Genomic DNA, 22,944 nt, shown 5'->3' with positions numbered 1-22,944 from the left:
ACTCAGTGATGGATCAACAGGAACTGCGCGGCCGATGAGCTACGTCATTCACATCTGGGAGCATGCCAGCCCGACGACCTGGGCCGAGGCCGATGCCTTGCAGGCTCGCCTGGAGGGGCGATCGGCACCGCCCAACCCCAAGTTCGCGCGGTTGGCGCAAGGGCTGCTGCGGGCCTTTCCTCACCGGCGTGATGCCACCTCGTCGTCACCGTGGATCGAAGGCGCGCCGGACGGCCAGGTCGACGAGGCAGTCTGGGCACTGGGTGTCGATGCCAACCAGCTGGACCGGGTGGTGCCGGAGCTGGTGGAGCAGGCGATTGCGCTGGGGTTGACGGTCTATGACGGTCAATCCGGCGAAGTCTTCCTGCCCGGGCGCTGGCGGCTCACGCCCGAGGGGCGCGAGCCGCTGACGTGGCAGCCCGCGGCCGCAGCACCAGCGGCCCCGGGGCTCGAGCTGGACGCGGGGCGCGCACTGCTGGAGGCCCGGGTGCGGGCACTGTTGCTGCCGCGCCTGGCGCCCAAGGGCTTCCGGCTGGCGTGGCGCACGGGTCTGCAGACGCACGACGCGCTGGCATTGCTGCGCGAGACCGCGCTCGGACAGCAGCGCATCGAGCTGACGCCGACCTCCTGGTCTGAGCAGCACTGGGAACTGTGGCTGTCCTGCGTGCTCGCGCCCCGCTTGCCGGCCGACCTGCTGAAGTGGTGCGAACCGCAGGACACGATTCCGCTGACGTTTGAGAGCTTGCCGGCGCTGGCCGACTTCTATTCGCAGCCGGAGACGCGTATCCCCTTCGATGCGTCCTTCAGATGTGTCGGCATCGACAGGCTGGAGCGCTTTGTCGGTATCTACGCCGACTGGGTCGATCAGGCGCTGTTGCCAGTGCTGGAGGCCACCACGGATCTGGCGGGCTATCTGCGCGCCGATGGTCATCCAGCCGGTCCGGGCGTCGTCGTTCAGGCTGCGGTTGCGGGTTTGGCGCTGGCGCACTGCGCCGGCGATCCGGCGTTGGCTGATCGCGCTGCGCGCTATGGACAACAGCGGGTGCCAGATCCCCGTCCGGACCTCTTTCGCCGCCGGCTGGCGGGCTTGGCAGGCTTCCCGCAGTACTTCGGCATCTATGCGGGGGCTTGATGAGCGTCGGTGAGTTTCTCGTTCGCGCAGTGGCCTGCGTCAAGGTGGCCAGCACCGAGGTGGCCGGGCAGGCAGTGCACGTCGACGACGAGCAGAGCCCTGTCATCGACCTGCTGGACAACGGCCTGATGGTGGTCTATCTCGTGGACGAGGGGGACCGCCTCGTCTACGTCCAGCACAGGCATGTGAACCAGATCGGCGCCAATCCGCGTGGCTTGATGGATTTCGGCCTGGTCAATCTCGAACGGCTGGCGTCATCCGGGCTCAAGCTGATCCAGCACGGCGCCATCCACGGCTTTCAGCTCGACGGTCAGTTCGAGGCCAGCCTGATCCTGCTGGACAAGCTGTGGGACCAAGCCCTGAGCCACCTGACCCCGCACGGCGCGGTGGTCGCCATTCCTGCCCGGGATGTGCTGGCGTTCTGCGATGCGGCCAGCGCCAGCGGGATCGCCGAGCTGCAGGCGCTCGCGGAGCGCGTTACCGAGAGTTGCGACCACCTGCTGACGCCGCAGCTCTTCCGGCGTGTCGACGGTGAATGGCATCCTTACGCACCACCGCAGGGCGACGCGTGAGCCTCGACCCCACAGGTTTTGCGCCCTGGTGACCGGCCGGTGTGGCAATGACGACCGTTCGTCGCCTGGGCGCTACGCCCGCGTCCCGTGCTCCGGGGATAGTCGCTGCGCGGCGGCTTCCCTAGGATGCGCCCATCCGCGCTCTGGCGCGCCCGACCTCTGGACTGTTCCATGACCCTCGCCACCTCCTCCCGCCGCTGGCTGTCCGCCGCCCTGCTGTCCCTGGGCGCACTGGCCGGCTCCGCCCAGGCGGCGCCCACCGTCGTCACGCTGTACGGCACCGCCAACGGCTTCGGCACCACGCCGGGCACCGCGGTCGGCGGCCAGTTCCTGTTCTCCGACCTGCCCACGGCCGGCGGCGCGTCCGAGACCGACGCCTGGATCGCCGAAGGCGGCTTCAGCGCGCTGCTGAACACCGGCTACAGCGGCGACCTGGTGGACAGTGCCGTGCTCAAGGTCGTCAGCGGCGGCTGGGGCTTCGGCGGCCGGGCCAGCCTCTACCTGAACGGCGAGTTCGTCGGCAAGATCTCCGATGGCGACCCGGGCACCGAGCAGTTCAACAAGGTCGTCGAAGACAGCTTCGACCTCATCGACCTGCTGAACCTGCTGACCGGCACCAACGACCTGTTCGAGATCCGCCCGGCCGACGACTTCGACGGCGGCGCCGTGGACTTCCTGGAGCTGACCTTCGTGCTGCCGGACACCGGCACGCCCGGCAACACGGTGCCCGAGCCCGCCAGCGCCGTGTTGGCCGGCATCGCGGTGGCCGGTGCCGCGCTGGCACGCCGTCGCCGCCGCGACTGACGCTTTCACGGACACTCGCGCGCCGGCCTTTTTGGCCGGCGCGTTTCGTTTGGGCCTGCCGTGATCCGACGCTTCACCCGCTTCCTGCCCCTGCTGCCTCTGATCGTGGCCTTGCCGGTCGCGGCGCAGACGCTGCCCGAGCTGGCCGACCGCGCGCTGGCCGCCGACCCCGCCGTGCGTGCCACCGGCGCGTCGCTGCGTGCCGCCGAGGAGCGGCTGGTGCAGGCGCGCGCTGCCTACGGCCCCACGGCCAACCTGACCGCCACGTCCACCGAGACGCGCTACCAGGAGCTGCCGGCCGGCCAGACACGGCCCTTCCGCGCCGACCAGTACGCGTTCCAGGTCAGCCAGCCCGTCTGGCGCGGCGCGCTGTACCCCGCGCTGCAGGCTGCGCGCAGCCAGCTGGAGCAGGCCGGCAGCGCGCTGCTGCAGTCGCGCATGGAGGCGCAGCAGCGGCTGGCCGAGGCCGTGCTGGAGGTGTTCAAGGCGCGTGACGTGGTCGTCCACGCCACGGCGCTGCGCGAGGCCTACGGCGAGCAGCTGGCCGCGGCACGGCGCGGCTTCCAGGTCGGCCGCGCGGCCGCGCCCGAGGTGCGCGAGGCCGAGGCGCGGGTGGACAACGCCGTCGCCCAGCTGCTGGCTGCCGAGGCCGAGCTGGACCTGCGCCAGCAGGTGCTGGCCGAGGTGGCCAACGGCCCCGTGCCGGCGCTGCTGGCCCGCGCCGTGGCGCCCGAGGCGCTGCCCGTGCTGCCGGCCGACAGCGTGCTGGAGTGGCTGTCCCAGGCCGAGGCCGAGAGCCCGCAGCTGCGCCAGGCCCGGCTGGCCGTGGACGCCGCCCAGGCCGAGACGCGCAAGGTTTCGCTGGCCCATGCGCCCACGGTGGACATCAACTACAACTACACCCACTCGAGCGACACCGGCACGGCCACCAGCATCTTCCCGCGCCGCGGCAACTCGTCGGCCATCGGCGCCACGCTGACGATCCCGCTGTTCGCCAGCGGCGCCACGCAGTCCAAGGTCGTCGAGACGCTGGCGCTGCGCGACAAGGCCGCCAGCGAGCTGGACCTGGCCCGCCGCACGCTGGTCATCGGTGTGCGCCAGGCCTTCGTCGCCACGCTGTCGGCGCTGTCGCAGGCCAAGGCGCTGGCGACGGCCGAGCGCTCGCAGGCGCTGTCGGTGCGCGCCAACCAGCGCGGCTTCGAGGTGGGCATCAAGACCAACGCCGACGTGCTGGAGGCGCAGGGCAAGCTCTTCGAGGCCCGGCGTGACCTGTCGCGTGCCCGGCACGACGCGTGGGCAGGTTATTTCAGGCTGCGCGCGCTGTCGGGCCAGCTCGGCGAGGCCGACTGGCAGGCGCTGGACGCGCAGCTCGTCGCCCACCGGCCGGTCGACCTCAACCGTGCTCGCGATCGCAGCGGCTCATGACGGCCGACGACCACGACCTCGTGCTGCCGCCGCCCGCGCCCGTCGCGCAGGCGGCCGAGCTGGCGCCGGCGCTGGCGATGTGGCTGCAGCGGCTGCACGCGGCCGGCCTGGGCTGCCAGGGCGTGGCACTGCACGCAGCGGACGCCGCCTGGCGTGCGCCGTTCGAGCGCACCGATGTGGCCGACGCCTGGGCCGAGGCCCGTGCCCGCGTCACGCGCGACAGCCCCGTCGCGCTGAGCCGCGTGGCCACCGGCGAGCTGATGGTGGCCACGCACCTGGCCCTGCCCAGCGGCCAGCCCGGCATCGTCGGCGCGCTGCTCAGCCCGCCTCACAACGACCGCAGCCTGCAACTGCTGCTGCTGTCGCTGGGCTGGCTGCAACTGACGCTGAGCGCCGCCAGCCTCGCGCACAACCAGCGCGCGGCCGAACTGCTGGAGCTGATGGGCCACGTGGCGTCGCACCGCCGCGCGCGCGCCGCGGCGCAGGACTGGGTCAACCGCACGGCCGCCTGGGCGCGGCGGGAACTGCCGCCCGAAGGTGAGCTGCGGCTGTCGCTGTTCGAGGTGCGGCACGAGCGCACGCATTGGTGGGTGGCCGCCGACGTGGCCGATGCCGAGACCGGCAGCCCCGCGCTGCGGGCGGCAGGCGAGGTCGCGCAGCGCGCCTTCGTCGAGGGCCGTGAGCTGGTGGAAGACGGCGTCTGGGCGCTGCCGCTGCTGGACCAGGGCGAGGTGGTGGCCGTGCTGGTGGCGCAGGGCGACACATCGCCCGCCGCGCAGCAGGTGCTGCGCACCAGCGCCACGCTGGCCGAGCCGCTGCTGCGCCACTGGCGCACGGCCGAGCTGCCGCTGCCGGTGCAGGCCTGGCGCGCGCTGCGCCGCGTGGTGGACCGCCTGCGCGGCCCCGGCCACCGGGCGTGGAAGGTCGGCGCGGCGGCCGTGGCCGTGGTGCTGGCCGTGCTGCTGCTGGTGCCGGTGGACGACCGCGTCACGGCGCACACCGTCATCGAGGGCCGCACGCGCCAGCTCGTCACGGCGCCGTTCGAGGGCTTCATCGCCGAGGCGCTGGTGCGGCCGGGCGACCGCGTGCGCCAGGGCCAGGTCTTGCTGCGCCTGGACGACCGCGAGCTGAAGCTGGACCAGGCCCGGCTGCGCGGAGAGCGTGACCAGGCCGCCGCCAAGCTGCGCCAGGCCATGGCCGACCGCGAGGCCGCGTCCGTCGCGCTGGCCAGCGCCGAGCTGCAGGGCGCCGAAGGCCAGCTCGCGCTGGTGGAGGCCAAGCTGGCGCGCGCGCAGCTGGTGGCGCCCATCGACGGCCTGGTCGTCAGCGGCGACTGGGTGCAGCAGCTGGGCAGCCCGGCGGAGCTGGGCAAGGAGATGTTCGAGATCGCCGCCGAGGGCTACCGCGTCGTGCTGCACGTGCCCGAGCGCGACATCGCCCGCGTGCGCGTGGGGCAGCCCGGCGTGCTGCGGCTGGCCGGCCAGCCGCATGCCGGCCACGACTTCGAGCTCAGCCGCGTGACCGCGACGGCCAGCGTGCAGGACGGTGCCAACGGCTTCCGCGCCGAGGCCGCGTGGCAGGGCGAGGTGCCGGCGCTGAGTCCGGGCATGCAGGGCGTGGCCAAGGTGGTCGTCGGCCGCTCCAACCTGCTGACGATCTGGACGCGCGAGTCCGTCGACTGGCTGCGTCTCAAGCTCTGGCAGTACTGGATCTGAAATGGACAGCCCCTCGCCCACTCTTGCGCCGCTGAACGCGGGCAAGCCTGGTCGGTCCCCCGAGGGGACGGCGATGCTTGGCGGCTTGACCGCCAAGCACATCGCCCTGGCGGGCCGGCTTGGGAGCGGCCCGGCGCACGGCCCGCGTTGAGCCCACGTCATGCAAGCCCTGCTCTCCGAACACTGGCACGCACTGCGCCACCTGCGCCCCCGGCTGCGTGACGGCGTCGAGCCGCTGCACCGCCGGCTGCGTGGCCGCTCGTGGGTGCTGCTGTCCGACCCCGTGGCCCAGCGCTTTCACCGCATGACGCCCGAGGTGTGGCGCGTGCTGTCGCTGTGCGACGGGCGCCGCACGCTGGACGAGGTCTGGGACGCGGCCTGCGCCGCGGCCAGTGATGACGGCGCGACGATCTCGCAGCATGAGCTGGTGCAGCTGGTGTCGTCGCTGCATGCCAACGACCTGCTGCAGACGCAGGTCTCGCCCGATGCCGGCGAGGTGTTCGAGCGCTTCCAGCGCCAGCGCAAGGCCAAGTTCAAGCAGAACTGGCTGAACCTGATGAGCCTGCGGCTGCCGCTGTTCCACCCCGACGCGTGGTTCGACCGGCAGACCGCGCTGGCACGCGCGCTGTTCAGCCTGCCGGCGCTGCTGCTGTGGCTGGCCCTCGTCGTGCCCGCGGCGGTGCTGGGCGCGCAGCACTGGCAGGCGCTGACGCAGAACCTGTCGGACCGCGTGCTGTCCGCCAGCAACCTGGTGCTGCTGTGGTTCGTCTACCCGCTCGTCAAGGCGGTGCACGAGTGGGCGCATGGCCTGGCCGTGAAGGCGCATGGCGGCACGGTGCGCGAGGTGGGGCTGCTGTTCATCCTGTTCACGCCGGTGCCGTATGTGGACGCGACGTCGTCCTACGGCTTCCCGTCCAAGTGGGCACGCGCGCAGGTGGCGGCGGCGGGCATCCTGGCCGAGTTGGCGCTGGGCGCCGTCGCGTTGTTCGTGTGGCTGGCGGCCGAGCCGGGGCTGCTGACCGCGGTGGCCTACAACGTCATCCTCATCGCCGGTGTGTCGACGCTGCTGGTCAACGGCAACCCGCTGATGCGTTACGACGGCTACTTCATCGCCACCGACCTGCTGGAGCTGCCCAACCTGGCGCAGCGCGCGCAGGCCTACTGGGTCTACCTCAGCGACCGCTGGCTGTTCGGCGCGCGCGACGCCGAGCCGCCCATGGTGTCGGACGGCGAGCGCTGGCTCCTGTTCCTTTACGGCGCCATCGCGCCCGTCTACCGGCTGCTCATCACGGTCGGGCTGATCTGGTTCGTCGCCAGCGAGTACCTGCTGATCGGCGCCATCATGGCCGTCATGGCGGGCTGGCAGGCGCTGGTGATGCCACTGTGGAAGGCCTGGAAGCACCTGGACGAAGGCGGTTCGCTGGCGCGCCGGCGCGACCTGGCCAAGCGCCGCGCGCTGCTGCTGGCGGCGGGCGTGCTGGGCTTTCTGGGCCTGGTGCCGCTGCCGTTCTACTCGGTGCACCAGGGCGTGGTGTGGCTGCCGGACGAGGCGCTGGTGCGTGCCGAGGCGGCCGGCCAGATCAGCGCCGTGCAAGCGGCGCCGGGAAGCACGGTGGCGCACGGCGGCGCCATCCTCAGGATCGACAACCTGCCGCTGCAGGCCGAGCTCGCGCAGGCCGCCGCGGCCCTGGCGCAGACCGAGGCCACGCTGCGCCGCGCCGAGGTGGCCGAGCCGGCGCGCGCCATCCCGCTGCGCACCGAGCTGGCCGCGCGCCAGCAGCGCTACGAGGAAGCGCGCGCCCGCGTCGCCGCGCTGGACGTGGCGGCCAACGTCGCCGGCCGCTGGGTGCCCGACGCGCCCACCGAGCTGACCGGCCGCGCCGTTAAGCGCGGCGAGCTGCTGGGCTACCTAGTCGCCGGCCCGACCGACCGCGCGCGCGTGGCGGTGTCTCAGGAGGATGCCGACCTCGTGAAGCACCGCGTGCAGGGCGTGCAGGTGCGGCTGATGCAGTGGCCGCACGCCACGCAGGACGCGAGCGTGCGCCGCCAGGTGCCGGGCGGCGGCTTCGAGCTGGTGTCGCCGGCGCTGGGCTCGTCGGGCGGCGGCGAGGTGGCGGTGGACCCGTCCAAGGAGGGCGGCAAGCACAGCCTGCGCCGCGTGTTCGACATCGAGCTGCAGCTGGCCGGGCCGTCGCCCAGCGCCGTGTTCGGCGACAAGGTCTGGGTGCGCTTCGACCTCGGCGCCACGCCGCTGGCCGCGCAGTGGCTGCTGCGGCTGCGCCAGGCATTCCTCGCGAGGCTGAATGTCTAGCCTGGCCGCCGACCTGCGCTGGCTCAAGGCCCTGGCCGGCCCCGAGTTCCGCCGCGCCGACACGCTGCGCGACGAGCGCGGTGCCGAGGGTGACCAGAAGCTGGAACGCTGGCTGCGCGACGTGGCCGGCTGGCTGCCGGTGAGGAGCGAGTCGGCCGCCAGCGTGGCCGCGCTGAGTGCCGCCATCGCCGCGCAGCCGCAGCGCGATGCAGAGGACGAGGCCGTCGTGCGGCAGCTGCAGGATGCGATGGCCGCGCTGCGCGCGAACGCCCGCGACGGCGCCGCACTGGCCCGTGCGCTGGGCGCCGTCGGCGAGGCGGCGCGACGCCGGCTGGGCTTGTGGCCGCACCCGGTGCAGTTCGCCGGCGCGCGCCTGCTCATCACTGGCCAACTGGCCGAGATGCGCACCGGCGAGGGCAAGACGCTGGTGGCCGCGCTGGCCGCCACGGTGATGGCCGCCAGCGGCGCGCGCGTGCATGTCGTCAGCACCAACGACTACCTCGCGCAGCGCGACTGCGAGGAGATGGCGCCGCTGTTCGCGTTCTTCGGCCTCGACGGCGGCTTCGTCAAGGGCGGCATGGAGCCCGACGAGCGCCGCACCGCCTACCGGCATGCGGTCTGCTACGTCAGCGGCAAGGAGCTGGTGTTCGACTACCTGAAGGACCGCCTCGCCGGCCACGGGCTGCTGCCGGGCCGCGTGGCCGGCCTGCGCGGCTTCGTGCGCGGCGAGTCGGCAGAGCCGCTGATCCCGGCGCTGCACTTCGCCATCGTCGACGAGGCCGACAGCGTGCTCATCGACGAGGCCCGCACGCCGATGATCATCTCGCAGGAGTCCGAAGGCATCCACGAGCCGGCGCTGCTGGCCTGGGCCATCGCCGCCGCGCGCGAACTGCGCGAGGGCCAGCACTTCACGCTGAAGCTGGCCACCCGCGAGGTGGAGCTCAAGCCCGGCGCGCTGGACACCTGCCCGCCGCTGCCCGACGGCGTGCGGCCCGTGTGGCGCGCGCGGCCCTGGCGCGAGCAGCTGCTGCGCCAGGCGCTGACGGCGCTGCACTTCTACGAGCGCGACCAGCACTACATCCTGGCCCCCGGCGAGAAGCCGGAAGAGGGCCTCAAGGTGCAGATCGTCGACGAGAGCACCGGCCGCGTGATGGCCGACCGCAGCTGGGAGCAGGGCCTGCACCAGCTCATCGAGGCCAAGGAGGGCGTCAAGCTCACGGCCGGCCGCGACACGCTGGCGCGCATGACCTTCCAGCGCTTCTTCCGCCGCTACTACCTGCTGGCGGGGCTGACCGGCACCGCCGCCGAGGCTGCCCGTGAGCTGTGGGCCACGTACCGGCTGCGCGTGCGCCGGCTGCCGACGAACAAGCCCATCCAGCGCCGCGAGCTGCCGCCCGCCGTGCTGCCGGATGCCGCCGCCAAGTGGCAGGCCGTGGCCGACGAAGCCATGGCGGCCGCCGCGCGCGGCCAGGCGGTGCTGGTGGGCACGCGCAGCGTGGAGGCCAGCGAGGCCGTCGCCGCGGTGTTTGCCGAGCGCGGCGTGGAGGCCACCGTGCTGAACGCGCGGCAGGACGCCGAGGAGGCGGCCATCGTGTCGCGGGCCGGCGCGTCGGGCCGCATCACCATCGCCACCAACATGGCCGGCCGCGGCACCGACATCAAGCCCGACGCGCAGGCGCTCGCCGCTGGCGGCCTGCACGTCGTCCTCACCGAGTTCCACGAGTCGCCGCGCGTGGACCGCCAGCTGTTCGGCCGCAGCGGCCGCCAGGGCCAGCCGGGCACCGTGCGCGCGCTGGTGGCGGCCGACGACCCGCTGTTCAAGACGCTGCCGGCCGCGCTGCGCACTGCGCTCGCCCGCGGGCAAGGCCTGGCCCTGGCCGTGCGCCTGGCGCAGCGCGACGCCGAGCGCCGCGCCTGGCAGATGAGAAAACAGACCCTGCGGCAGGACCGCGAACTGCACCGCATCATCGGCATTGCCGGTTCCACGACATGAAGCCCACGCCTCTTTCTCCTTCCCTTCCTGCCCTTCTTGCCCTCCTTGCTCTGCCGAGCCTGCCCGCCTCGGCGCAGGAGTACGACTGCATGATCGAACCCGCGCAGACGGTGGAGATCCGCAGCCCGGTCGTCGGCATCCTGGAGCGCGTGCACGCGCGCCGTGGCGACGCCATCCGCCAGGGGCAGGTGCTCGTCAGCATCGAGAGCAGCGTGGAGGCCAGCGCGGCGGAGTCCGCCCGCGCGCGCGCCGATGCGCAGGGCCAGGCCGAGATGTCGCGCGCCAAGGTGGGCGCGCTGCGCGAGAAGGCGCGCCGGTTGCAGGACCTGCTGGCCGAGGAGTTCGTGTCGACTCAGGCGGTGGACGATGCGCAGGCCGAACTCAAGCTGGCGGAAGCCGAGCTTAAGACGGCCACGGAGAACAACCAGATTGCGCGGCTGGACCACCGCCAGGCCGTCGACCAGCTGCGCCGTCGCCAGATCCTGGCGCCGTTCAGCGGCGTCGTCGTCGACCAGTACCTCTACCCCGGCGCGCTGATGGACAGCAGCGACACCAAGAAGCCCGTGCTGAAGATCGCGCAGACCGACCCGCTGAAGGTGCAGGCGCTGCTGCCGGTGAAGGCGTTCACGGCGGTCAAGCCGGGTCAGATGGTCAGCGTGACGCCCGAGGCGCCGTTCTCGGGCAAGCCCATCCAGGCCAGGGTGCGCACGGTGGACCGTGTCGTCGACGCGGCCGCGGGCACCTTCGGCATCGTGGCCGAGATCGCCAACGCCAAGGGTGAACTTCCGGCAGGGCTGCGCTGCCGCGTCAAACTCTGAGCATGTTGAAGCTGTTGCTGGCGCCGCTGCGCTGGCTCGTCCGCGTCGTCCTGGCCCTGCTCATCCTCTTCGAGGAATGGGGCTGGGAGCCGCTGCGCCGCGCGTTCGCGCTGCTGGCGAAGCTGCCGGTCATCCGGCAGGTCGAGGCGCTGCTCAAGCGTCTGCCGCCGCGCTGGGCGCTGGTGGTGCTGGTGCTGCCCAGCCTGCTGATCCTGCCGGTCAAGCTGCTGGCCGTGTGGCTGGTGGCCGAGGGGCGGGTCACGCTGGGCGTGGCCGTCATCATCGCGGCCAAGCTGTTCGGTACGGCACTGCTGGCGTGGCTGTTCCAGCTCATCCAGCCGGCGCTGATGCAGCTGGCCTGGTTCGCGCGGCTGCATGCGCGCTGGACGGCCTGGAAGGCCGAGCTGCTGGCCTGGGTGCGCGCCAGCGCCGTGTGGCGCGCGGCGCGGGCCGTCAAGCTGCGGCTGGCGCGCCGCTGGCAGGCGTGGCGCCGCTCGGCGCCGCCGTGACGCGCAGGCGCAGCGTGGCCGTGGTGCCCCGGCCCGGTTCGCTGCGCAGCAGCAGGCTGCCGTCCATCAGCTCGATGATGGCCTTGACGATGGACATGCCCAGCCCCGTGCCTGGAATGGCGCCGGACCGGTCGGCGCGGTAGAAGCGCTCGCTGACGCGCTCCAGTTCCTGCGCGGTCATGCCGATGCCGCGGTCCTCGACCTCGATGTCCACCTGCCCGTCCTCCGCCGGCCGCAGCCGCAGCGTGACGGGGCCGCCGCCGGGCGAGTACTTGTAGGCGTTGGACAGCAGGTTGCGCAGCGCCTGCGCGAGCTTGCTGGCGTCGGCGTGCACCCACAGCGGCTGCGCCGCCGGCAGCAGCGCCGGCGCCTCGCGGCCCGCGGGCACGCCGAAGTCGTCGACAGTGCGGCGCAGCAGCTCGTTCAGGCAGACGGGCCCGAACTGGAAGTCGAGCGCGCGGCGGGCCTCGATGCGTGACAGGTCCAGCAACTCGTCCAGGATGTCCATCATGGCGCGGCTCTGCCGGTGCACGCGCTGCAGCAGCTCGCGGTGGCGCTCCGGCGCCATCTCGCGGTGGATGAGCAGCTCGACGAAGCCGAAGATGCTGGTCATGGGCGTGCGCAGCTCGTGCGCGGCGGTGGACAGGAACTCGCTCTTCAGCCGGTCCAGCTCGAACTGCTGGCTGACGTCGCGGATGTGCAGCAGCTGCGGCGTCTCGGCGCCGCCGCCGTCGTGCAGCGCGAACGACAGGATGCGCTGCATCGGCCTGGCCATCTGCACGATGCGCGGCGCGTCGCGCAGCTCCTGCAGCCGCAGCGGCCGCTGGGCATCCGATTCGGCGAGACGCCCCTGCAGCAGTGCCTCCAGGCCGGCCTCGTCCTGGCCCAGCACCTGCCGGTCCGGCAGCATGGTCAGGAAGACGCAGGCGGGGCTCACGAACTGCACGCGGTGCTCGGCGTCGAAGGCGATGAAGCCGTCCGGCGTGAGGTTGAAGATGGCGTGCAGCTGGCTGGTCTGGCGGCGCAGCCGCGCCACCATGTCGCCCACCTGGCTGGACAGCTGCTCGATGGCGCCCGCGCGCAGGCCGTCGGCGGCGGAGCCGGCCGAGCCCAGCATCTCGCTCATCGTTTCCATCGCGTGGGCGCGGGCGTCCAGCTCGGTGCGCAGCTGGTTCTCCAGCAGCTGGCGCTCGGTCACGTCGCGCAGCACGATGACGGCGCCGGCCGCGTCGCCGGGCTCGGAGCGCACCGGCGCGAGGCTGGCCTCCAGCATGCGCTCGCCGCGCTCGAAGCGGCGGCCGTGCCAGCCTTCCTGCACGGTGGGGTCCACGTCCAGCTCGGGCAGCAGCGCCGCGATGGGCTGGCCCAGCAGCGTGGCGCTGGCGCCGCCCAGCAGCTCGCCCAGCACCGGGTTGGCCAGCACGACGACGCCGGCCCGGTTGACGGTGGCCACGCCCTCGGCGATGGAGGCCAGCGTGACGGCCGCCTGCGCGCGCTCGGCCTGCAGCGAGGCCGCCACCTGGTTGACCACCTCGAAGGTGCGCTGGAATTCCAGCGGCGCCTCGTCCACCCGCATCGGCAGCAGCGCCTGGCCGCCGCCCTGCTGCAGCCGCGTGCCGAGGTCGCTGACGCGGTCCAGCTGGCCCAGCCAGCGCTTGAGCGGCCACCAGACCAGCGCAATGCCCGCGAGGATGCCGGCCACGGCCAGCAGCAGCGCCAGCCGCATGACCTGCCAGATGTCGGCCGCCACGCGCTCGCTCCAGACCGTCAGCCGCGTGATGCCGTAGTCGCGCCCGCCGACGGTGATGGTGGCGTTGACCGGCGCCTGCCGTGCCGCGACGTGGTGCACCAGCCAGTCGGGTGGCGTGGGGTCGGGGCGGTCCTGGCGCACCACCTCGATGCGCCCGCCCTTGAGGTCGATGAAGGCGGCCCGCTCGAACAGCGGGTGCGTGATGGCGCGGTCCAGCGTGCGCTTGATGGTGTCGTAGTCGCCGACGATGGCCGAGTCGGCGACGGCCGGCGACAGCAGCGCCGACATGGCCTGCGCGCCGGCCTCGGCGTCGTCCAGCGTAGCCTTGAAGGCATAGGCCAGGAAGACGCCGAACCCGGACGTGACCAGCAGCGTCAACGCCGCCGTGTAGACCAGCATGACGCGGGCGACCAGCGAGCGCGGCAGCAGGGCGTCGATGCGGTGCATGGGCTCAGCGCAGCGCGGCCGGCGCGGACTGGTAGAAGCGCCGGTAGGACGCGTACTCCTGGCCGTCGGAGGCGACGAACACCGCGTCGGCCGGCAGCCCCACCAGCTTGGCCCCGCTGGCCAGGATCTCGCGGCCCTGCGGGTCCTGCGCCATGCCGATGAAGGCCTTGGCGACGGCCTGGGCGTCGCGCGCCGGCACCTTGGGCGACACCATCAGGGCCAGGTCGTGATACGGCTCCGAGTTCCACAGCACGCGGAACTGCTTGCCCTCGCGTTTGGCGTAGCCCTCCACGAGCTGCGAATTGGCGCCCACCGCGGCCACCTTGCCGCTGAACAGCTGCGCGAAGGCGCCGTCCATGTTGCCGCCGAACACGGTGCGCACGTTGACCTTCTGCTGCAGCAGCTGGGCGTAGGTGGTCTTGTACGCGATGAATGCCTCAGGGCCGGGGAAGCCGATCTCCTTGCCTTCCAGCTGGGCGAGGCTCTTCACCGGCGAGTCGGCCGCGACGACGATCTGGCCGTGCAGCGGCGGCGTGTTGCGCCGGCCGAAGACCTTCCAGCCCATCTGCTCGCGCTCCGGGCTGAACAGGTGGTTGGTGAAGGCGAACTCCACCTCCTGCGCCAGCACGTAGGCGGTCGTGTCGGCCGAGGTGCGGCCCAGCTTCAGCGACAGCTTGACGCCGCTCTTCTCGGACACGTAGGCGACGATGGGGTTCCAGTAGGACGCCGCCGTCGTGATGTTGGCCTGGTTGACCGGGGAGAAGCTGTACGCCGTCTGCGCCGCGGCAGGCGCGGCCAGGCCGGCAACGGCCAGCAGCAGGGAGAGGGCTTTCATCGGGGCTCCAGGAGCGGGGGCGGTGCACCCATTGTGGGCACCGCGGCCCGGCTTGCCCACCGCAACGCGCCCGCCCCGGCGCTGCGGCCGTGAACTTGTCCGCTGCGCCGTGGCGCTCAGCCCACGGTCACGCGCACGGGGGCGGGTGCTGGCAGGGCCGTGCCGGCGCGCCAGGCGCGGCCCTGGTCGATCTCGGCGCGGATGGCAGCGAGCTGCTGCTGCCGCTCGTCGCGATAGAACAGGTTGTAGGCCTCGAACGGGATCAGCCGGCCGTCCGGGCGCGCGATGTGGATGCAGCTCTTCTTCAGCGCGCGGATGTCCAGCGACTGCGCGTCCATGAACTGCACGATCAGCACGCGGAACACGTCGCGGTAACTGAGCTGCGGCGCGTCGACGCGTGGCAGGCAGCACAGCAGCTCCGACAGGCAGCTGGCGCCGCTCTCGGGCGAGTGGTTGGTGGAGAACAGCTTGAACACGGCCGCCTTCAGCGCCGGGTCGCCCTCGAAGACGATGGTGCTGCGCTCGCCGGCCAGCAGCGTCTGGGCGTCCAGGTAGCGGGTCAGCGGCACCAGCCCGCTCTCGCCACGGATGGCGTAGGCCATCGCCAGCGTGTCGGGGTTGCACGGCACGGGCAGCACGTCGGCGGTGGTGAACACGCCGGATTGCTCGGCGATGCGGCGGCGCAGCTCGCTGACGGTGAGCCGATGCTTCGCCGCGTCGTAGGCCTCCACGCGGCCGGCGTTCTGGATGGGCTGCAGCGTCACGCCGCGCACGCAGGAGAACGACTGCCCGTGGCGGATCACGTCGCCGATCTCGTCGTCGTTGACGCCGCGCTTGACCGTCATCACCAGCGTGGTGGACAGCCCCAGTGCCTCCAGCCGCGCCAGCGCCTCGTCGTGCGGGCGGCGCAGGTCGGCGCCGCGCAGGTCCATCAGCGCGTCGCGCTTGAGGGAGTCGAACTGCAGGTAGACCTCCAGCCCCGGCGCGTAGCTGGCCAGCCGCTCGGCAAAGGCCGCGTCCTGCGCGATGCGCAGCCCGTTGGTGTTGACCATCAGGTGCTTGATGGGCCGGGCCTTGGCCGCGTCCAGGATGTCAAAGAACTGCGGGTGCAGCGTCGGCTCGCCACCCGAGAGCTGCACGACGTCGGCCTCGCCCTCGCTGGCGACGATGGCGTCCAGCATCGCGATGACCTCGGCGAGGGACCGGTGCGTCAGCCGCTCCGGCCCCGAGGCCGCGTAGCAGGTGGGGCAGCGCAGGTTGCAGTGGTCGCTGATCTCGACGATGGACAGGCAGCTGTGCTGCATGTGGTCAGGGCACAGGCCGCAGTCGTAGGGGCAGCCGTAGTGCATGGGCGTCGCGAAGCGCTGCGGCATCTCCGGCGGCTTCACGTAGACCTCGCGGCACAGACGGTAGTAGTCGGCGTCGTCGCTGACGAGCACGCGCTCGGTGCCGTGCGCGGGGCACCACTTGTCCATGTAGACCTGCTCGTCCTTGATGACGATCTTGGCCTCGCAGGGCCGCAGGCAGGTCGTGCAGACCGACTGTGTCGTGTCGTAGAACAGGTAGGGGCGGACTTTGCGGGTCATGCGGTTCGGCGCGCGGCGCGCAGCGTGAGGGGCAGGTAGACGGCCAGCGCGACCAGGCAGGTCCACTGGATGCCCGACAGGCCCAGCGGGTACGCCACGGGCACGGGCTTCAGGAACTCGATGGCGAAGCGCCACAGCAGGTAGCCGGCGAGGAACAGCTTGAACGCGAGGCCCGGCGTGGCGAAGCGGGCGCCGCGCAACGCCCAGCCCAACGGCAGCACGACGGCGATCTCGTACAGCTGCGTCGGGTGGCGTGGCGTGCCGTCGCCGAAGTCCACGCCCCAGGGCAGGGCGGTGGGCAGGCCGTAGGTGTCGTCATGCAGGCCGGCGAGGAAGCAGCCGACACGGCCCAGGCCCAAGCCCACCGCGATGGGCCACACCATCGCGTCGCCGGTGCTGCGGGTCTGGCCGGTGAGCTGCTTGGCGATCTCCACGCCGATGAGCCCGCCCAGCAGGCCGCCGACGATGCTCTGGCCCGGCCAGGCCAGTGAGCGGCTCTCCCAGAGTGCTCGTGCGATGTCCGGCCGCTCGATGAGGAAGACGAGTTTGTTGCCCAGCGCGGCGCCGATCAGCAGCCCCACCAGCACGCCGAAGTTCCCTGGCGCCAGCGCGCCGCCGCGCTGCTGGCCCTTCAGCGTGCGGCGCCACATCGCCGCGCCCAGCGCCATGCCGGCCCAGGCAAAGGCGGTGTGCGCCCACGCGGCGACGGTGGCGCTGGCGATCAAGCGTCTTCGCGCGGCGAGCGCAGCAGCAGCCACGCGCACAGGCAGGCCAGTCCGCCGCCGATCAGCAGCGACGGCAGGGCGATGCCCAGAAAGGCAGGCTTGACGGTGGCGGAAATCACCGTGAACACGCCGCCGCACAGCCCCACCAGCCCGAACCCCAGCGTGGCCACGACGAGCAGGCAAGCCGTGATGAAGCGCCAGGCGCGTGCGAGCCCGTCGCTCATGGACGTGTGCGCCGCAGCCAGGCGCGACGCAGGAGCCGCCCGCACCACCACGCGAGCGCGCCACCGATCAGCAGGCTGGGAACGGCGATGACCAGCGCCGCGCCGGCGTAGCTGCCGGACCGGCTGGACAGGACGTCGGGCAGTGCCATCAGCGTGAACGCCGCGCCGCACAGCCCGGCCAGGCCGAAGCCCAGCGTGGCCGCGGCCAGCAGCGCGATGGCCAGGAAGCGCCAGAACTTGGAGTCGGTGTTGTCGGTCATGAGAAGTCCTTTGGCGGCCGCGGTCCGTCCGGCAGGCGGCTGATCAGGAACGCGCAGCACCAGGCGAGGGCGAAGCCGCCCACCAGGCAGGGCAGTGCCAGCACCAGGAAGGGCCGGCCCGGCATGTCCAGCACCATCAGCGTGACGTAGCCGGCGCAAGCGCTGATGGCCAGGAAGCTCAGCGCGCCGGCGCCGAGCACGGCGGTCAGCAGGCCGCGTGCCAGCGGGTTCATGCCAGCAGGCCCGCGACGCGTGCGCGCAGCACGTCGGGCGTCACGTCGGCCGGCTTCATCGGCGCGTCCACCGTCAGGCTGATGGGGCTCCAGAGCCCGCGCCGCAGCGGCTTCACCATCGCCTTGCCGCCCTCGACGCGCGAGAAGAAGCTGCCCCACAGGTTGCCCAGCGCCATCGGGATGACGGGCACGTCGGTCAGGCCGTCGATGAGCTTCATGACGCCGCCCTTGAACGGCTGCAGCTCGCCGTCGCGCGTGATGCCGCCCTCGGGAAAGATGCAGACCATCTCGCCGTCGGCCAGCACCGCGCGGGCGGCGGCGAAGGCGGCTTCATACGTGGCCGGGTCGGCCTTGGCCGGCGCGATGGGAATGGCCTTGGCCAGCTTGAACATCCAGCCCAGCACGGGGATCTTGAAGATCTGGTGGTCCATCAGGAAGCGGATGGGCCGCGGGCTGGCGGCCATCAGCAGCACGGCGTCGACGAAGCTGACGTGGTTGCACACCAGCACGGCCGGGCCGGTGGTGGGGATGCGCTCGTCATTGACGATGCGAAAGCGGTAGATCAGCCTGGTGAGCACGAAGGCCGCGAAGCGCAGCAGGTACTCCGGCACGATGAGGAAGATGTAGATGCCGACGACCGCGTTGGCCAGGCCCACGGCCAGGAACACCTGCGGGATGGTCAGGCCCGCGCCCAGCAGCGCGCCGGCGATGACGGAGCTGGCGATCATGAACAGCGCGTTCAGGATGTTGTTGGCCGCGATGATGCGGGCGCGGTGCGTGGGCTGCGCGCGCAGCTGGATCAGCGCGTACATGGGCACGCTGTACAGGCCGGCGAACAGCGCCAGCAGTGTCAGGTCGGCCAGCACGCGCCAGTGCGCATGCACGGCCAGGAAGGCGCTCACCGTGTACGGCGCGCTGGCCGGCAGGCCGGTGGACGCGAAGTACAGGTCGATGGCGAAGATGCTCATGCCGATGGCGCCCAGCGGCACCAGGCCGATCTCGACGTGGCGCTTGGACAGCATCTCGCACAGCAGCGAGCCGATGCCGATGCCGATGGAGAACACCGCCAGCAGCAGCGACGCCACCTGCGGGCTGCCGTGCAGCACTTCCTTCGCGAAGGCCGGGAAGTTGCTGAGGAACACGGCGCCGAAGAACCACATCCACGAGATGCCCAGCAGCGAGCGGAACACCGCCAGGCCTTCGTGCGCCAGCTTGAGGTTGCGCCAGGTCTCGGTGAAGGGGTTCCAGTTGATGACGAGGTGGGGGTCGGTGGACGGGCTGGCGGGGATGGCCTGCGCCGTCGCGCGGCCCAGCACCGCCAGCGCCAGGCAGGCCCAGGCCACATGCTGCGGGCCGACGACGGGTGTGTCGACGAGGATGCCGCCGGCCAGCTGGCCCAGCAGGATGGCCACGAAGGTGCCCATCTCCACCATGCCGTTGCCGCCGGTCAGCTCGCGCTCGCTGAGCTGCTGCGGCATGTAGGCGTACTTGACCGGGCCGAACAGCGTGGAGTGCAGGCCCATCAGGAACACGCAGCCCAGCAGCGCGGGCACGTTGGCCGCGTAGAAGCCCCAAGCGGCGATGGCCATGATGGCGATCTCCAGGCTCTTCACGAGCTGCATCAGCCGCGCCTTGTCGTGCTTGTCGGCCAGCTGGCCGCTGGTGGCCGAGAACAGCACGTAGGGCAGGATGAACAGCGCACCGATGACGAGGCCCGCCATGCTGGGCGGCAGCCAGTCCAGCTGCAGCTGGTAGGTCACCATCAGCGTGAACGCGAACTTGAAGACGTTGTCGTTCGCGGCGCCGAGGAACTGCGTCCAGAAGAAGGGCGCGAAGCGGCGCTGGCCCAGCAGGGCGAACTGATTGGGATGCTCTTGGCTCATTGCTTGACCAGCTGCGGAGGTTCCGAAAGATTGGCACGCGGCAGCCAGGCGAACATCGAGTCGACGGTGACCGTGTCGATGTGGCTGCTGAAGCGGCGGGCACTCGGATGATCGTCGAAAGCGATGTTGGCCTTGGTGAGCCGGCCACCCAGCCGTGTCATCGTGGACAGGTGCAGGTCGGTGGGCTGGTAGCCCTGGGCCTTCAGCCAGGCCTGCGCGTCGCGGCGGTTGTTGATGCCCGGCGCGGCCGAGCCGGCCAGTGTCTCCAGCACCCACTGGTTGCTCTGCTGGTAGGTGGTGCCGAACGCGTAGGCCACCATGCTGTAGCGGCGCTCGTTGAAGCGCGCGATGAAGGCGTTCTGCGGCAGCACCTGCAGCAGCGCCTGCTGCAGCTCGGGCTTGAGCACGACGAAGGCGGCGTCGTAGCGGTGCGGGCGGTCAAGGAAGAACTCGCCCAGGCCTTGGCGGTACAGCGCCGCGTGGTCGGTGCCGCACTGGTTGAGCTTGTGTGCGACGCGCCAGACGCCGGCCTGCGGGTCCTTGTAGACGAAGCCCAGGTGCGACCACTGCAGGCCGTACTTGGACAGGTCCTGCCCGGCCCGCGCCAGGATGACGACCTGCGCGCCGCTGGCGTCCAGCTGCCGCGCCGTGGCCTGGGCCAGGTTCAGGCCCTGCTCGATCTGGCGGACCGTGGGCTGCTTCTCCTCGCAGGGCCGGCCGGCGTGCGCGGCCGTGGCGACGACCAGCGCCGCCAGCACCAGGGCGGGCTTCAACGGGTGACCTGCTCGTTGTACAGCAGCGCCTTGCCGATCTCGTTGGGGATGAAGGCGATGACCTCGCCGGCCACCGACAGCACGGTGCCCGCGCCGATGACCGACACCGTGACCGCCGCGCCGGTGGACACGACGACGCCCTCGGCCAGCTTGCCCGAGGCCTTGATGCTGATGCGGGCGCCGTCGGACGCGCGCTCCAGCACCCAGACCGTGGCGCCACCCACGACCTCGACGCTGACGACCACCAGCGTCACACCGGCCGACAGGATGCCCACCGGCAGCGCGCTGAGCGCCACGCCGGTGGCGCTGACCACGCCGACCGACAGCACCACGGGGGCCAGCGACAGCGCCGCGCTGGCTTCGGACGGGCTGGTGTGGGCCAGCGCCGGCTGGCTCAGGGTCAGGCACAGGCTGGTGAGGGCGAACAGGTGCTTCATGAGGGGCTCCCGGGGTTACTGGGCTTGGCCGTCGGTGGGCATGGCGGCCTCGCGGCGGCCCTGCATGCGGGCTTCGAGCAGGTCGGCCTCGTGCGCGTCGCGCAGCATCTTGGCCAGTGTGAAGACGTTGGAGATCAGGTACAGCCAGCACACGCCCAGGTAGGCCTTCCACACCGGCTGGATCTCCATGCGCCACAGGCCCCAGCCCGTCAGGCCCATGGCCAGCGCGAAGCCGGTCCAGACGACGAGGCGCCACATGGGCGTGTCGACGGCGCGGTCCTGGTTGTCGCGGATGAACTTGGCCAGCGCGAACGCCGTGGACAGGCAGAACACATAGCCCATCACCATGAACGCACGGTCCAGGTCCTGCCCCGGCAGCCAGGCCAGGCCCGAGCCGCACAGCATGACGCTGAGGCCGAAGGACACCCAGACCTGCAGGCGCCAGGCGCTGGTGTCACGGCGGATGAAGGGGGAAGAGGACATGCTGGGGGACTCCCTGTGTTCTGGAATGGCCGCGATCTTGCGCGAAGCCGGGGATGCTGCCCTCGGGAATAGTTCCGAGGCGCGCGGCGAGCGACGTCCGGTAGCGTTTTGTGACACCGCGAGGCCGAAAACCGCGGTCCGGCGGCGCGGATGTCGTGCGCAGGGCGCGCCATGCGCTACCGTTCGCGCCCATGTCGAGCACCCAATCCCTCGTGGCCCTCATCAAGGCCGAGTTGAAGAGCCAGGGCCTGAGCTACGCCGAGCTGGCGCGGGAGCTGGCGCTGTCGGAGTCCAGCGTGAAGCGCATGCTGGCGCCGGGCGGGGAGATGCCGCTGTCGCGCGTGGACGAGATCTGCCGCGTGCTGAAGCTGGAGTTCGCCGAGCTGGCCGCGCGCATGGCCGCGCAGGCGCCCACGCAGCGCGAGCTGAGCCTGGAGCAGGAGAAGGCCGTCGTGGCCGACCCCAAGCTGCTGCTGGTGGCCATCTGCTGTCTGAGCCTGTGGGCGCTGGAGGATGTGCTGGCCCGCTACCGGCTCAGCGAGGCGGACGCCGTGGCCGCGCTGGTGAAGCTGGACCGGCTGGGTGTCATCGAGCTGCGGGCCCACAACCGCTACCGGCTCAAGGTCGCCAAGACGCTGCGCTGGCGGCCGCAGGGGCCGGTGATGACGTTCTTCCGCGAGCGCGTGATGGCCGACTTCTTCGCCGGCGGCTTCGACGGTGACGGCGAGCTGCTGACGCTGGTGCACGGCGAGTTCGGCGCCGGCCATGCGCGCGAGCTGGCCGAGCGGCTGCAGCGCGCGGCGGACGACTTCGCCCGCCAGCACCTGCTGGACCAGAAGCTGCCATCGGCCGAGAAGCGGCCCTACAGCGTCGTCATCGGGCTGCGGTCGTGGGTGTTCGAGGCCTTCCGCGACCTGGAGCGGCCGGGCCTGGGGCTGGCCCGGTCGCCCGGTTCGCGCGCCCGCTGAGTCAGTTCGTCAGGCCGCGCGGCGTGCCGCCCCAGCCCGTGTGCAGGTCGCGCAGCACGGTGGGCGCGTCCAGCGTGCGCAGCGGGATGCTGCGGTCGGCCGGGATGCGCCCCTGCGCGAGCAAGGCCTCGTAGCGCAGCGCGCTGACGCGCAGGAAGGACGCGAAGTTGCCCACCTCGCCGCGGGCGATCACGAGTTCGTCGTAGAGCTTCTCGATCAGCTGCGCCACGCCCAGGCCGTCGCGGCCGGCGATCTCCTCCAGCACCTGCCAGAACAGGTTCTCCAGCCGGATGCTGGTGACGACGCCGTGCAGCCGCACCGAGCGCGTGCGGCTGTCGTAGCTCTGCGGGTCGGCGCTGATGAACACCTCGCACATGCGTCGTCTCCTGGGAAGGCAGCCCCCAACTCTAGACGCTCAGTGCGTGATGCGCGTGCCCAGCACCTGCAGGAACTGCGCGATCCAGGCCGGGTGCGCGGGCCAGGCCGGGGCGCTGACGAGGTTGCGGTCCGTCACGGCCTGGTCGACCGGGATGCCGACGTACTCGGCGCCGGCCAGCTCCACTTCCACCTGGCAGGCCGGGTAGGCGGACACCCGGCGGCCCTTCAGCAGGCCGGTGGCCGCCAGCAGCTGCGCGCCGTGGCAGACGGCGGCCACCGGCTTGTCTGCGGCCAGGAAGTGCTTGACGATGTCGACGACCGCGCTGTTCATGCGCAGGTACTCGGGCGCCCGGCCGCCGGGGATGACCAGCGCGTCGTAGGCCGCCGGGTTCACGTCGTCGAAGCTGGCATTCAGCGTGAAGCGGTGGCCGGGCTTCTCGCTGTAGGTCTGGGCGCCTTCGAAGTCGTGGATTGCGGTGTGCACCCAGTCGCCGGCGCGCTTGTCCGGCGCCACGGCGTGCACCGTGTGGCCCACAGCCTGCAGGGCCTGGAAGGGCACCATGGTTTCGTAGTCTTCCGCGTAGTCGCCGCAGAGCATCAGGATCTTGCGCGTCATCGTCGTCTCCAGTCTTGAGCCGGCCCGCTCCGCCTGGAGCCGGTGCCGTGAGGCGATTGTTCGAACG

General features: G+C 71.8%; 23 protein-coding genes. 10 read left to right on the top strand and 13 right to left on the bottom strand.

The features are described from left to right. Nucleotides 1-34 precede the first annotated feature (34 nt). The 9 genes from AC1Q7O_RS10955 to AC1Q7O_RS10915 all read left to right on the top strand — a co-directional run bounded on the left by AC1Q7O_RS10955 (nt 35) and on the right by AC1Q7O_RS10915 (nt 11,279). The gene (locus AC1Q7O_RS10955; protein WP_492659442.1) at nt 35-1,132 is read left to right on the top strand and encodes a hypothetical protein; all 1,098 of its coding nucleotides are present in this window, start codon (nt 35-37) and stop codon (nt 1,130-1,132) included. Further along, nucleotides 1,132-1,704: a DUF1444 domain-containing protein gene (locus AC1Q7O_RS10950; protein ID WP_492659441.1), complete on the top strand. Its 573-nt coding sequence runs from the start codon at nt 1,132-1,134 to the stop codon at nt 1,702-1,704. Before AC1Q7O_RS10955 ends, AC1Q7O_RS10950 begins: the two co-directional genes overlap by 1 nt. A 171-nt stretch (nt 1,705-1,875) precedes the next feature. Then, entirely contained in the window at nt 1,876-2,508 is a 633-nt protein-coding gene (locus AC1Q7O_RS10945) for a PEP-CTERM sorting domain-containing protein (RefSeq protein ID WP_492659440.1), read from the top strand. Nucleotides 2,509-2,568: 60 nt separating this feature from the next. Continuing rightward, entirely contained in the window at nt 2,569-3,933 is a 1,365-nt protein-coding gene (locus tag AC1Q7O_RS10940; RefSeq protein ID WP_492659439.1) for a TolC family protein, read from the top strand. Beyond that, entirely contained in the window at nt 3,930-5,648 is a 1,719-nt protein-coding gene (locus AC1Q7O_RS10935; RefSeq protein WP_492659438.1) for a hypothetical protein, read from the top strand. The genes AC1Q7O_RS10940 and AC1Q7O_RS10935 overlap by 4 nt, the downstream gene beginning before the upstream one ends. A 160-nt stretch (nt 5,649-5,808) precedes the next feature. Beyond that, entirely contained in the window at nt 5,809-7,959 is a 2,151-nt protein-coding gene (locus AC1Q7O_RS10930; RefSeq protein WP_492659437.1) for a site-2 protease family protein, read from the top strand. Beyond that, entirely contained in the window at nt 7,952-9,952 is a 2,001-nt protein-coding gene (locus AC1Q7O_RS10925) for a preprotein translocase subunit SecA (protein WP_492659436.1), read from the top strand. The genes AC1Q7O_RS10930 and AC1Q7O_RS10925 overlap by 8 nt, the downstream gene beginning before the upstream one ends. An 89-nt stretch (nt 9,953-10,041) precedes the next feature. After that, the gene (locus tag AC1Q7O_RS10920; RefSeq protein ID WP_492659435.1) at nt 10,042-10,770 is read left to right on the top strand and encodes an efflux RND transporter periplasmic adaptor subunit; all 729 of its coding nucleotides are present in this window, start codon (nt 10,042-10,044) and stop codon (nt 10,768-10,770) included. Between the two features lie 2 nt (nt 10,771-10,772). Beyond that, on the top strand, nt 10,773-11,279 hold the full coding sequence (locus tag AC1Q7O_RS10915) for a hypothetical protein (RefSeq protein ID WP_492659434.1): 507 nt from the start codon (nt 10,773-10,775) through the stop codon (nt 11,277-11,279). On the opposite strand, the gene AC1Q7O_RS10910 is transcribed toward AC1Q7O_RS10915, so the two are convergent. The 11 genes from AC1Q7O_RS10910 to AC1Q7O_RS10860 all read right to left on the bottom strand — a co-directional run bounded on the left by AC1Q7O_RS10910 (nt 11,224) and on the right by AC1Q7O_RS10860 (nt 20,915). Then, a complete protein-coding gene (locus AC1Q7O_RS10910) occupies nt 11,224-13,476 on the bottom strand; it encodes a sensor histidine kinase (protein ID WP_492659433.1) in 2,253 nt (750 codons plus the stop codon). The two genes, AC1Q7O_RS10915 and AC1Q7O_RS10910, sit on opposite strands and share 56 nt — an antisense overlap. Nucleotides 13,477-13,480: 4 nt before the next feature. After that, complete coding sequence (locus tag AC1Q7O_RS10905; RefSeq protein ID WP_492659432.1) at nt 13,481-14,311, bottom strand: phosphate/phosphite/phosphonate ABC transporter substrate-binding protein; 831 nt, start codon at nt 14,309-14,311, stop codon at nt 13,481-13,483. 116 nt (nt 14,312-14,427) lie between these two features. Further along, entirely contained in the window at nt 14,428-15,897 is a 1,470-nt protein-coding gene (locus tag AC1Q7O_RS10900; RefSeq protein WP_492659431.1) for a radical SAM protein, read from the bottom strand. Next, nucleotides 15,894-16,622, bottom strand: coding sequence for a prolipoprotein diacylglyceryl transferase (locus tag AC1Q7O_RS10895; protein WP_492659430.1), 729 nt, complete (start codon nt 16,620-16,622; stop codon nt 15,894-15,896). The genes AC1Q7O_RS10900 and AC1Q7O_RS10895 overlap by 4 nt, the downstream gene beginning before the upstream one ends. Continuing rightward, complete coding sequence (locus AC1Q7O_RS10890; RefSeq protein WP_492659429.1) at nt 16,619-16,846, bottom strand: hypothetical protein; 228 nt, start codon at nt 16,844-16,846, stop codon at nt 16,619-16,621. The genes AC1Q7O_RS10895 and AC1Q7O_RS10890 overlap by 4 nt, the downstream gene beginning before the upstream one ends. Beyond that, complete coding sequence (locus tag AC1Q7O_RS10885) at nt 16,843-17,106, bottom strand: hypothetical protein (protein WP_492659428.1); 264 nt, start codon at nt 17,104-17,106, stop codon at nt 16,843-16,845. The genes AC1Q7O_RS10890 and AC1Q7O_RS10885 overlap by 4 nt, the downstream gene beginning before the upstream one ends. After that, the gene (locus AC1Q7O_RS10880; RefSeq protein WP_492659427.1) at nt 17,103-17,339 is read right to left on the bottom strand and encodes a hypothetical protein; all 237 of its coding nucleotides are present in this window, start codon (nt 17,337-17,339) and stop codon (nt 17,103-17,105) included. Before AC1Q7O_RS10880 ends, AC1Q7O_RS10885 begins: the two co-directional genes overlap by 4 nt. Further along, nucleotides 17,336-19,222 carry an MFS transporter gene (locus tag AC1Q7O_RS10875; protein WP_492659426.1) on the bottom strand — a complete coding sequence of 629 codons (1,887 nt, stop codon included), beginning with the start codon at nt 19,220-19,222 and terminating at the stop codon, nt 17,336-17,338. The genes AC1Q7O_RS10880 and AC1Q7O_RS10875 overlap by 4 nt, the downstream gene beginning before the upstream one ends. After that, nucleotides 19,219-19,995 (bottom strand): DUF2145 domain-containing protein, encoded by a 777-nt coding sequence (locus AC1Q7O_RS10870; RefSeq protein ID WP_492659425.1) that lies wholly within the window; start codon nt 19,993-19,995, stop codon nt 19,219-19,221. The genes AC1Q7O_RS10875 and AC1Q7O_RS10870 overlap by 4 nt, the downstream gene beginning before the upstream one ends. After that, a complete protein-coding gene (locus AC1Q7O_RS10865) occupies nt 19,992-20,432 on the bottom strand; it encodes a hypothetical protein (RefSeq protein WP_492659424.1) in 441 nt (146 codons plus the stop codon). Before AC1Q7O_RS10865 ends, AC1Q7O_RS10870 begins: the two co-directional genes overlap by 4 nt. A 15-nt stretch (nt 20,433-20,447) precedes the next feature. Next, entirely contained in the window at nt 20,448-20,915 is a 468-nt protein-coding gene (locus AC1Q7O_RS10860; protein WP_492659423.1) for a YiaA/YiaB family inner membrane protein, read from the bottom strand. A gap of 191 nt (nt 20,916-21,106) precedes the next feature. Between AC1Q7O_RS10860 and AC1Q7O_RS10855 the strand changes: the two genes are divergently transcribed. Continuing rightward, entirely contained in the window at nt 21,107-21,883 is a 777-nt protein-coding gene (locus tag AC1Q7O_RS10855) for a helix-turn-helix domain-containing protein (protein WP_492659422.1), read from the top strand. Between the two features lies 1 nt (nt 21,884). Here the strand turns inward: AC1Q7O_RS10855 and AC1Q7O_RS10850 are convergent, their stop codons facing one another. Continuing rightward, nucleotides 21,885-22,259: a ribbon-helix-helix domain-containing protein gene (locus AC1Q7O_RS10850; protein ID WP_394513763.1), complete on the bottom strand. Its 375-nt coding sequence runs from the start codon at nt 22,257-22,259 to the stop codon at nt 21,885-21,887. 39 nt (nt 22,260-22,298) lie between these two features. Next, entirely contained in the window at nt 22,299-22,877 is a 579-nt protein-coding gene (locus AC1Q7O_RS10845; RefSeq protein ID WP_492659421.1) for a DJ-1/PfpI family protein, read from the bottom strand. Between the last annotated feature and the right edge of the window lie 67 nt (nt 22,878-22,944).

This window comes from Roseateles sp. GW823-FHT07B05, assembly GCF_058794515.1.
Note: the sequence above shows the minus strand (reverse complement) of the source record. Positions and strands in the feature narration are given on the sequence as shown.